The organism is Stutzerimonas stutzeri SDM-LAC, assembly GCF_000235745.1.
GTDB classification, from domain to species: domain Bacteria; phylum Pseudomonadota; class Gammaproteobacteria; order Pseudomonadales; family Pseudomonadaceae; genus Stutzerimonas; species Stutzerimonas stutzeri_H.
Window position 1 is genome coordinate 22,043 of the sequence record NZ_AGSX01000041.1, and the last position, 10,153, is coordinate 32,195.

At 61.9% G+C, this 10,153-nt stretch carries 13 protein-coding genes; 7 read left to right on the forward strand and 6 right to left on the reverse strand.

From position 1 onward, the window contains the following. Positions 1–1,191: 1,191 nt before the first annotated feature. Entirely contained in the window at positions 1,192–2,061 is an 870-nt protein-coding gene (locus tag PSTU_RS0103935; protein WP_019339739.1) for a helix-turn-helix transcriptional regulator, read from the reverse strand. 316 nt (positions 2,062–2,377) lie between these two features. Here PSTU_RS0103935 and PSTU_RS0103945 point away from each other — a divergent pair, with 316 nt between their 5' ends. Next, the gene (locus tag PSTU_RS0103945) at positions 2,378–2,593 is read left to right on the forward strand and encodes a hypothetical protein (RefSeq protein ID WP_019339741.1); all 216 of its coding nucleotides are present in this window, start codon (positions 2,378–2,380) and stop codon (positions 2,591–2,593) included. 18 nt (positions 2,594–2,611) lie between these two features. On the opposite strand, the gene PSTU_RS0103950 is transcribed toward PSTU_RS0103945, so the two are convergent. The 4 genes from PSTU_RS0103950 to PSTU_RS0103965 are packed head-to-tail and all read right to left on the reverse strand — an operon-like array spanning position 2,612 to position 5,230. Then, on the reverse strand, positions 2,612–3,955 hold the full coding sequence (locus PSTU_RS0103950) for a sensor histidine kinase (RefSeq protein ID WP_019339742.1): 1,344 nt from the start codon (positions 3,953–3,955) through the stop codon (positions 2,612–2,614). Beyond that, entirely contained in the window at positions 3,952–4,617 is a 666-nt protein-coding gene (locus tag PSTU_RS0103955; RefSeq protein ID WP_019339743.1) for a response regulator transcription factor, read from the reverse strand. Before PSTU_RS0103955 ends, PSTU_RS0103950 begins: the two co-directional genes overlap by 4 nt. Continuing rightward, complete coding sequence (locus tag PSTU_RS0103960; protein WP_019339744.1) at positions 4,617–4,922, reverse strand: PepSY domain-containing protein; 306 nt, start codon at positions 4,920–4,922, stop codon at positions 4,617–4,619. Before PSTU_RS0103960 ends, PSTU_RS0103955 begins: the two co-directional genes overlap by 1 nt. Continuing rightward, entirely contained in the window at positions 4,922–5,230 is a 309-nt protein-coding gene (locus PSTU_RS0103965; protein WP_019339745.1) for a PepSY domain-containing protein, read from the reverse strand. Before PSTU_RS0103965 ends, PSTU_RS0103960 begins: the two co-directional genes overlap by 1 nt. Positions 5,231–5,393: 163 nt before the next feature. On the opposite strand from PSTU_RS0103965, the gene PSTU_RS21750 reads away from it, so the two are divergent. Together PSTU_RS21750 and PSTU_RS0103975 are read left to right on the forward strand one after the other, a co-directional pair. Continuing rightward, positions 5,394–5,753 (forward strand): copper-binding protein, encoded by a 360-nt coding sequence (locus tag PSTU_RS21750; protein WP_019339746.1) that lies wholly within the window; start codon positions 5,394–5,396, stop codon positions 5,751–5,753. Positions 5,754–5,860: 107 nt separating this feature from the next. Next, positions 5,861–6,127, forward strand: coding sequence for a PepSY domain-containing protein (locus PSTU_RS0103975; RefSeq protein ID WP_019339747.1), 267 nt, complete (start codon positions 5,861–5,863; stop codon positions 6,125–6,127). A gap of 268 nt (positions 6,128–6,395) precedes the next feature. On the opposite strand, the gene PSTU_RS0103985 is transcribed toward PSTU_RS0103975, so the two are convergent. Then, positions 6,396–7,172 carry a DUF899 domain-containing protein gene (locus PSTU_RS0103985; protein WP_019339748.1) on the reverse strand — a complete coding sequence of 259 codons (777 nt, stop codon included), beginning with the start codon at positions 7,170–7,172 and terminating at the stop codon, positions 6,396–6,398. A 184-nt stretch (positions 7,173–7,356) separates the two neighbouring features. Here PSTU_RS0103985 and PSTU_RS0103990 point away from each other — a divergent pair, with 184 nt between their 5' ends. The 4 genes from PSTU_RS0103990 to phnN form a co-directional block, all read left to right on the forward strand. Beyond that, positions 7,357–8,244: a pseudouridine synthase gene (locus PSTU_RS0103990; RefSeq protein ID WP_019339749.1), complete on the forward strand. Its 888-nt coding sequence runs from the start codon at positions 7,357–7,359 to the stop codon at positions 8,242–8,244. A gap of 193 nt (positions 8,245–8,437) precedes the next feature. Next, positions 8,438–9,214 (forward strand): DNA-formamidopyrimidine glycosylase family protein, encoded by a 777-nt coding sequence (locus tag PSTU_RS0103995; protein WP_019339750.1) that lies wholly within the window; start codon positions 8,438–8,440, stop codon positions 9,212–9,214. A gap of 48 nt (positions 9,215–9,262) precedes the next feature. Next, the gene (locus PSTU_RS20435; protein ID WP_051127855.1) at positions 9,263–9,748 is read left to right on the forward strand and encodes a DUF192 domain-containing protein; all 486 of its coding nucleotides are present in this window, start codon (positions 9,263–9,265) and stop codon (positions 9,746–9,748) included. Next, positions 9,745–10,153 (forward strand): phosphonate metabolism protein/1,5-bisphosphokinase (PRPP-forming) PhnN (gene phnN, locus PSTU_RS0104005; RefSeq protein WP_019339752.1); only part of this gene is annotated, 409 nt, incomplete at its 3' end. The genes PSTU_RS20435 and phnN, both read left to right, overlap by 4 nt.

A 10,153-nucleotide genomic window follows, 5' to 3' on the forward strand; every position in this document is an offset into this window, starting at 1 on the left:
AGTTGTCGAAATACTTCGGTAGATGGTGCTTTTGGAGGAACGCGCTTGCTCGCGAAGGTTTTGGGCTTGGGATTCGTGGGGTAAGGCCTATTGGCGGGGGTGGCTGAGGCACTGGTTTCGCCCTGCTGGGCGACTCACTTTTTTCAGTCGCGAAAAAAGTAAGCAAAAACGCTTGCCCCTGCATCCGGCCCCGGCTGCGCCGGGGTTCCCTCGCTTTGGTGACGCTCCAGGGGCCCGCCGCGAAGGGCCATCCCTGGCCCATCGCGGCTCTCGCGGCATCCATGCCGCTCAACCCCTTACGCGCCACCTGCGTTCGGCCTCCTGGAAGGGGCGATTCGGTGTCGTCTACGGCGCCGTGCAACAAAGTGGGCAAGCGGTAGAACGTGCTAAGGCCCGAAATCGATCCGCTCGCCAACATCGGTGGAAAATGCTTCGCAGTTTTCCACGCTACGAAGCTGGGCAGCGATTCCATTCGGCCTGCTGAAAGGGGCAATTTGGTGGTGTTTGTTGGGCCGTGCAGCGGAGCGGTTGTGCGGGCTTCAAGAGATCGTAGGGTGGGTAACGCGAAGCTTACCCACCGCTTTTTGAAGGCGAAGTTTGATACCGATTGCGGCGTCAATTTCGGTGGAAAATGCTTCGCAGTTTTCCACCCTACGGAACCAAACGAAGATCGATTACGAAGCTTCTGAGGGTTTTCACCCAGCACGCTTTGCTTGTTTGCTGACGAGCGAACCATCAGACGACACCGAACGCCCCTTTCAGGAGGCCGAGAGCAGGTAACGTGGAGGGGGTTGAGCGGCATGGATGCCGCGAGAGCCGCGATGGGCCATGGATGGCCCTTCGCGGCGTGCCCCCGGAGCGTTACCGAAGCGAGGGAACCCCGGCGCAGCCGGGGCCGGATGTAGGGGCAAGACCTTTTGGTTCCTTTTGGGGCAATTGCCAAAAGGGACTCGCCCAGCAGGGCGAAACCTGAGCTCAGCGCCGACGACCGAGCGGCGCCGTACAAAAATGAGCGCGCCGCGACCACTTGATCGCGAGCAAGAACTCGGCGTCCCCCTCCGCTCCTACAAAAAGCAGCGCAGCGAAGAGCCATTACAACTGGACGCGCACCGCAAGCCGTTGTCGTTCCGGTGGGCGCCCCCGGGTGACCAGCTACGCCGCTAAGAGGCGCAACGCCGTGCACCAACCCCATCAATACAACCACGCCTTCAACCCCTGCAGATTCCTCACCTGAATCTGCTGCGCTGCCGCATTGGCGAGCACGGTATTCGGATCGATCTGATACCGCTGCAACACGTACTGCACCAGCGCGCCACGGGTGGCGATGCGCAGCTCGCCGTCCTGCATCCCGTAATCGGTCTCGATGATCGATTTCTGCTCAACGCTCAGCCGTACATCCGGCTCGATGACCACGTCCACCAGGGTATTCCAGGCCTCATCCTGCTCGGCGATGTTTTCACTCTCATCCATCAGATCCGGCTCGCCGCGAAAGCGGCTGAGGACGAAGTCGCGAAAGCCGCGATTCTTCTCGCAATAGGCGCGCACATGCCAACGCGTGCCGGTAAACACCAGTGTGTGCGGCGCCATCACGCGGATTTCCACCTCGGGGTGCGCGAGGGAGACGTACTCGGTTTCCAGCCGCAGACCTTCACGACAGGCTTTGAGGATCGGCCGCAACACCTCGGGGCGGATGCTGCGGTCGGGCATGTGCAGCACCTGGGTGTGCGCATAAGCCAGGGCCAGCCCTTCGATGTGCGGGGCGCGGTCGCGGTTCTGGTCCAGCAGGTGCAAGTAAGCGCTGGCGCTGCCATCGATGAACAGCGGCTCGAACTGCTGGCTCGGTTTGTAACCCTTCAGGTGGCGGTCATATGTAAGGTTTTTCGGCGCATGCTCGTTCAGGTAGGTGTTGATGTCCTTTGAGGCCTGCTGCCGGCTGATGCCAAAGCTCTGCATCAGGTGGCCGGTCGTCAGGCGACCTTCCCACCAGGCAACCGTCTCGATCAGACGGTACCGCAATGCCAGATCCCAGCGAACCTGACTGATCGATTGCTTGCGTTTCATGCGCGCCCCATCTGTTGGAAAAGTTTACGTGCGACTATCAGGTGGCTCGACGTGTCGCGCGAAGCTACATATATTCAGGGTGTACTTCAAGCGAGCGGATAGAGGAATGCCCATGAGCCTGTTACTGAATGCGCTGATTTTTTCGCTGACTGCCTTTGCCGGAATGGGCGTTCTGGCGTGGCTGGCCTACGGTGCCAACGAGCGGAAGTGAAGCGAGATTACATTTTTGTAAGCGGTGCACGGTTATCCGATGAGTGGTTGGAATCTCCGAGTATAAAGCCGGGTCTTTGTTTCAGATCCAGCACACGAGCCCCTCATGAAAACCCTGTCCCGCCACCTCGCCGACAACTTTCCGGCTGATTACAAGACGCGCGTGGAACCGCAAGATGACGGTTACCTGGTCGTTCGTGTCGGTTATCCACTCAACGGTACCGAGGCTACCCGGATGATGACGGGTCGGCAGGTGCAGAACGGCCTGCTGGTTGAAACTATCCTGGAAGACATGCGCAACGAGTTAGCACGCGTTCAGTAGTTTCCCCCGCGCCATCCGCTACGATTTGCTCTGACCTATCTGTCCTTTGCTTTGCAGCGGGAGCCGGATGCGTACGCAGAGCCCACCGAGCTCACTCTGCTCAAGCGACAGCTCACCCCGCCAAGCCGCCAGAATATCGCGCACGATGCCAAGCCCAAGCCCGTGCCCTTCGGCATGCTCATCGAGGCGGATACCGCGCTCCAGCACTGCTTCGCGGCGCGCTTCGGGGATGCCTGGCCCGTCGTCATCGACCGTGATGAGATAGCCGTCGGCAATCTGCTCGATCTTCAATCGCACCTCCGACCGGGCGAATTTGCAGGCGTTGTCCAGCAGATTGCCGAGAAGCTCAAGCATGTCCTCACGGTCCCAGGGCAGGCGGCATTCTTCCTGACTGTGCCAGTGCAGATCGAGATCGCGACGGTGGATCATCCTGAGCGTCTCGAACAGCGGAGCAAGCTCTTCGGCGCAATCGAAGTAGCTGCCCGGCAGGACCTCTCCAGCCAGACGCGCGCGTCCGAGTTCACGGCTGACCCGTTGCTGAATCTGTTCAAGCTGTTGCTCAAGGCTGCGCTGCAGCTCCGGATGTGCGTGCAGCTCCGGGTGCCGGACCAGGCTGCCGAGCACTGCCAGCGGCGTCTTCAACGCGTGACCGAGATTGCCCAGCGCATGCCGCGAGCGTTTCAGGGTGTCTTCGGTGTGTGCCAGCAGATGATTGATCTGCTCCACCAGCGGTTGCAGTTCGATCGGCGCCTGAATGTCCAGATGCTGACGCTGCCCCTGCTGCAGTTGCGCAATTTGCTGGCGCGCGCGTTCCAGCGGGCGCATGGCGAGTTTGACCGCATAGCGTTGCAGCAGCAGCAACACCAGTAGCGCCAGGCCGACCAGCCCCAATCCACCGAGACGAACCTGGGTAAAGCTGTCGAGGATGGGCGTGTAGTCTTGCGCCACATTGATGACGATGGTCTGCCCGTCGCGGCGGTAGGAGGCCCGATAGGCCAGCAGCCGCTGGTCCTGTGGACCATCCAACAGGTCATCGGCCATGCCGTTGCTGGCTGGCCAGGCCGGTTCGGCGTCCCACAGCGAGCGGGATCGCCAACTGCGACGCGGTAGGTCGATGCGGAAATAGTGCCCGGAAAATGCACGTTGATAACGCGGGTTGAGCCGGCTTGAATCGAGCACAAACCCCTCGGGGCCCTGAACCACCGCCATCAACAGGCCTTCGGTTTCTTCCTGCAGATCGGTGGTCAGGTTGCGTCGAAGGCCTGACTCGAACAACCAGAGGCTGCTCTGGATCAGCAAGAGTCCGACCAGCAGCAGCGCTGAAATCAATCCAACACTAAGGCTGCGCTGGATCGACCTCAAGGTGCGCCGCCGAAGCGGTAGCCCTGGCCGCGGCGGGTTTCGATGAGGGTGCGACCGAGTTTGCCGCGCAGGCGGTTCACGTGGACCTCGATGACATTGGAGTCGCGTTCGGTTTCGCCGTCATACAGGTGTTCGGCCAGCTGGGTTTTCGACAGCAGCTGACCGGGGTGCAGCATGAAATAACGCAGTAGCCGAAATTCGCCGGCGGTGAGTTCGATATCCTGGCCATCCTTGCGGCACTGCTGGCGTGCTTCGTCCAACGCGACTCCGCCTGCTTGCAACAAGGGCTGGTTGGCCACGCCATGGCTGCGCCGCAGCAGCGCCTGGATACGCAGCAACAGTTCTTCGGGATGGAAGGGTTTGGTCAGGTAGTCGTCGGCACCGGCTTTAAGTCCTTCGATGCGCTCGGCCCATGAGTCGCGGGCAGTCAGAATCAGCACCGGCGTTGTCAGGCCACGCCCCCGCCAGGCGCGTAACACCTCCAGCCCCGGCTTGCCCGGCAGGCCGAGGTCCAGAACGATCAGGTCGTAGGGCTCGCTGCTGCCCTGGTAGTCGGCGTCGCGACCATCAGCCAGCCAATCGGTGGCATAGCCATGACGGCCAAGGTGGCCAACCAGTTCATCGGCCAGCGCCACATTGTCTTCGACCAGTAACAGGCGCATCAGTCTTCTTCATCCTTGAGCAGCCGCCCGTCGCGCGCGTCCAGTTCCAGTTCGCGGGCGACGCCGTCTGCGGTCAGCAATTCAATCTCGTAAACGAACAGGCCATCCTCTTCTTCCAGTTCGGCTTCCAGCAGTCGAGCGCCGGGGTGGCGCTCCATCGCCTGGTTCAACAGGCTCTCCAACGGCAGGATAAGGCCGTCGCGGCGCAGCCGCAGGGCTTCATCCTGGTCGAGGTCGCGGCTCGCCACCGGGGTGGCGGCGAGCAGCAGAGCCAACAGAATTGTGAGAAGAGCGGCGGGTCGCATTAGTCGTCCTGATGGTCCTTGAGTACTTCGCCGGTCTTGGCGTCAAGCTCCAGATCCCATTGCACACCTTTGTCGTCGCGCAATTCAACCTGATAGATGTGGCGACCGTATTCTTCTTCCAGTTCGGTTTCCTCGACGGTAGCGCCTGGATGCTTGGCCAGTGCGGCCTCGTTGAGTTTTTCGAAGGACTGGATGGTGCCCGCATCGCGCAGCTTCAGTGCTTCGTCCGGCCCCAGATCACGGGCCATCGCCAGGTTGGCACCAAGGGCGAGGGTGGCGGCAGTGATCAGCGTAGTCAGTGTTTTCATGGTTCGTTTTCCTGTGTGGGTTTCGACGATTCACAGGTTACGAGGCGCGGCTTACGCGAAACTGAACGGGGCCGCTGCTGTGCTAGTCGACGTTGCTCGCCAGCATTTTTCGCCCTGCCATTGTCCAATACAGGGTACGTCCACCGGTTTCGGGAGGCCTGCCATGAAGCTGCTTCGCTGCATCACCGTTAGCTTGTCGCTGCTCGTTTCACCCGTGTTTGCCCAGGATCTGCTCAAGCCGCCGACGCCGGTCGATTCGCCAGCAATCAACGGTGGCCCGGTAACTGACATCGTGTCCGAGCCGGTGGTGCACGCGGACGGCCGGATCGAAGCCATTGGTCGCGATGACGGCGTCGTCACCATCGCCCATGACGCCGTGCCCGCGCTCAAGTGGCCTGCGGCGACCATGGATTTCCACGCCCGTCGCGAGCAGCTCGAGGGCCTGTCGGTTGGTGACCGGGTGCGCATCAGTTTCCAGGCCGAAGACGACGAAGCCGCGCTGGTTTCCATCGACAAACGCTGAAACGCTCAGGCTAGACGAGCCGGGACTGAACCCTGAAGGGAAGAAGCCCCTCCTATGAACAGGGCCGCAGCGCGGCCTGCCCTGTCCATTAGAAGAAAGGATCGACCATGTATCACAAGAAAATGACTGCTGCGCTCGCCATTGCCGTGCTGGGTTCCGCAAGCGGCGTCGCGCTGGCGGACTCGCCCGGCGCCGGCTGGATTACCTTCGAACAGGCCATGGAGAAGGCCAAGGCCGCGGGCTACACCGAGCTGCATAGCCTGGAAGTCGACGACAAGAGTTGGGAAGGTACCGGCTTGAAAGCCGACGGCAAGAAGTACGAATTCCAGATGGAAGGCACGACCGGCAAAATCACGCTGGACGAGGAAGACTGAGCTTCAGCTCGCCGCGCGCTGCCAGATCGCGATGCGATCGGCAGTGCGGCAGGCGATCGCCTGGATGGTCAGCGACGAGTTCACCCTGCCTACGTGATCATCTCCCGTCCTAGTGCTCCTAACCCCCGGCAATCCCTTGCTCAGTACCTGCTTGGCCGAGCTTGATGATCCCGGCTTTATCGTGATCACCGCGCTGTTCTAATCTGGACCGGACCAGGCCGCGAGGGTTTCAGGCCAATTCAGGGGTGCGGCCAACGCGCGCTCCGGCTCAATGACAACAGTCAGAAGCCGATTCCTGGGCGGCTGGAGCGGCGCGCCCATCGAGGCCCACGCTGCCTCCGCTGCCGTAACGGTCATGATGGCGGACCCAATCGGTCAGGTTGTGCCGTTCGTTTTCGTTGCGCCCGTTGGGCGTCATGTCGAGCAGCACATAGCTGCCCAGCAATTCCTCGGCTCCGCGCCCGTAAGCCGAAAAGGTGTGGAAGATGCGCCCGCTCTCGTCGCGATAGAACACACTGAAACCCGACACCTCTTCACAGACGAACGGCTCCCATCGGTAGTTGTAGAAGACCTTGCCGTCGACGATGTCCTCGGGATCGAACGAGACGTGAAAGTCGCGATTGAAATCGCTGCCGGCAGACGACACCCAGCGAATCTGCCAGCCCATGCGTTGGCGAAAGGCCTCCAACGCTTCGAAAGGGCCGCGCGACACAGCCACGACGCTGACGTCGTGGTTGGCCAGATGCACCAGGGCGCCCTGCAGGTGGTCCATCTCGAAGGAGCAGCCGACACAGCCTTCCTCCCAGTCGGCGCCGAACATGAAATGCTTGATGATCAGCTGGCTGCGACCGTCGAACAGCTCCTCCAGGCCCACCGGCCCTTGTGCGTCCTGGAAGCGGTAATCCTTGTCCACGAGCGTCCAGGGCAATTCGCGACGGGCCGCGGCCAGAGCCTCGCGTTGATGGGTGACCTGCTTCTCCTTGAGCAGGTGTTCGGTATGGGCGGCCAGCCACTGCTGACGGGAAACGATCGGATGGTTGTTCATCGTGATCTCCAGTGCGGAACGAGTCATGGGGCATCGGTGATTTCGATGCGCGCTCTGATGGTCGACTGGCATCGATGCAAATCGACAGCCATTGGGAAAACGCCGTAATTCCAGCCGCCACTGGCGAAGCTGCCGTGGCGCGTCGGTTATCATCATCGGCCGTTCCCTCTCGCACGCCTTCGTCATGTCCGCTAATGCTCCCAATGCCCGCAGCACCCTGCATCTACCCCAAGGCGACTGGGCGACGGTGCTCGATTGCCTGAGCGCGCATTTCCCTGCCATCGATCGCGCGACCTGGACCGATCGCTTTGCCCGTGGCCGCGTCCTGGGCGCGGATGGACGCCCGTTAACGGTCGAGCACCCCTATCAGGTTGGGTTGAAAGTTCATTACTTTCGCGAGGTGCCGGACGAGAGGCCCATTCCCTTCGAGGAACAGGTGCTGCACCTCGACGAGCATTTGCTGGTGGCCGACAAACCGCACTTCCTACCGGTGATGCCGGCCGGCGAGTACGTCAACGAAACGCTGTTGGCGCGGCTGAGCAAGCGTGTGGGTAATCCCGATCTGGTGCCGATCCATCGTATCGACCGGTTGACGGCCGGGCTGGTGCTGTTTTCGACCAACCCGGAAAGCCGTGGCCGTTACCAGGCGCTGTTTCGCGAACGGAAGATAGACAAGCGTTACGAGGCGATCTGCCCGGCGCTGCCTGATCTCGAATTCCCGCGATGCGAACGGCTGCACATGGTCGATGGCGAACCCTTCTTCCTGATGAAAAAAGGCGACGGCGAGCCCAACAGCGAGACGCGGATCGAGGTACTGGAGCGTCGTGGCGAGCTTTGGCATTACGCGCTTTATCCGGTCACCGGTCGCAAACATCAGCTGCGCCTGCAGATGGCGACGCTGGGTGCGGGCATCTGCAACGATCCCTTCTATCCAGAGCTGATCGAACGCGCGCGCCGGGATCAGGACGACTACGCCAAACCGCTGAAACTGCTGGCGCAGGCACTGGCGTTTCGCGATCCGCTGAGCGGCGAGCAGCGCCGTTTCGAGAGTCGTTTACAACTCGGCTGGTAGGGCGTCGGCACTCCTTCGCGGTCAAGACCGCTCCACAAGGCGGCGTGCGTGATCTGTGGGAGCGGTCTCGACCGCGAATAGCGCTCGGTTCTCCGTCCAATCGAACGAACCATTCTCGGTCCCGTGTTCCAGCCGCACCTTCTCAGCCGCTCTCAGTCGATATTGTTAACGCCGCAGCCGAAGCGATATCGCCATGCCCGAAGGTCCATCGATCGTCATTCTTCGAGAACAGGCCGACGTCTTTACCGGTCAGGTCATCGAGCGCGCAGAGGGCAACTCCAAGCTCGACAAGAGGCGATTGGTCGGCCAGACGGTGCGATCGTTTCGCAGCTGGGGCAAGCACTTCCTGATCGAGCTGGATGACGTCTCCCTGCGCATTCACCTGCTCCTGTTCGGCAGTTACCGGATCAACGAGCGCAAGGAATCCGCGCCGCGGCTGAGCTTGGGTTTCACCAACGGTGAACTGAATTTCTACGGGTGCTCGGTGCAGCCTATCGAAGGCCCGCTGGATGAGGCCTACGATTGGAGCGCCGACGTTATGAGCGATGCCTGGGATGGCCGCGCGACACTCAGGAAGCTTCGCGCGCGGCCACGTCTGCTGGCCTGCGATGCGCTGCTCGACCAGACGCTGTTCTCCGGCTCGGGCAACATCATCAAGAACGAGGTGCTGTTTCGCACGCGCATCCATCCGCTGTCGTTGATCTGCGATTTGCCGGCAGCCAAGCTCCGCGAGTTGACGCGCGAGGTGCGCACCTACAGTTTCGAATTTCTGCAGTGGAAGCGCGAAGGCACGCTGAAAGCGCACTGGCTGGCGCATACCAAAACCACCTGCCCGCGCTGCAAGATTCCCTTCGTCAAAGCCAAAGCGCTCGGGCGCAGCAAGCGCCGCGCCTTCTATTGCAAGCGCTGCCAGAAGCGCTATGGCGATAGTGCGCACGTGCCGCTGGAGTCACCGGCTGAGGAGGCGTAGCCGCCAGTCCTTGCTATGCTGCGTCACCCTATCGTTGCGAGCCTGCCCATGCGTATCGCGTTGCTGCTGTCACTCGCCGGCCTCAGCGGCCTGACCCATGCCAGCGAACCCACGCTGCTCGACTTGCAGGTCGGCGGAGTGCCGCTGCACGCCGAATACGCACGCTCACCCGCCGAGCGCGAGCGGGGTCTGATGGAGCGCACCGAACTGGCGCCGGATCGCGGCATGCTGTTTCGCTTCGACGAAGTGCGCCGCCATTGCCTGTGGATGAAAAATACGCCGCTGCCGCTATCGGCAGCCTTCATGGACGAGCAGGGGCGCATCGTCGACCTGATCGATCTGCAGCCGCTCGACATCACGATTCGCTGCTCGCAAGCGCCGGCGCGTTATGCCCTGGAAGCAAATCAGGAGTGGTTCGCCAGGCATGGCGCCGCCATTGGTGATCATGTCGGCGGCATTCCGGGGCTGGAAGATGCAGAAGGGGCGCCAGCTTCATCGTCCGCTATCGGAACAAAACAAGGCGCGACGCGATGAAGGGGCGACTGATCTACCTCATCGGCCCGTCGGGGTCCGGCAAGGACAGTCTGCTGCAGGCTGCCGCCGCGCCGCTGCAGGCACGCGGTTGTCGTATCGCCCGGCGAGTCATTACCCGTTCCGCCGAGGCGGCGGGCGAGGATGCCATGGCGGTGACCGAGGCCGAGTTCGAACAGCTGCATCGCGACGGTGCTTTCGCCATGGATTGGCAGGCGAACGGCCTGCGCTATGGCATCCCGAGGCAGATTGATGACTGGCTGGCCGTCGGCGAATCGGTGCTGGTCAACGGCTCGCGCGGCTATCTGAGCCAGGCGCGGGCTCGCTATCCCGAGCTGCTGCCGGTGTTGCTCACGGTCGCGCTCCCGGTGCTGCGCGAGCGGCTGCTGGCCCGCGGGCGCGAGCCGC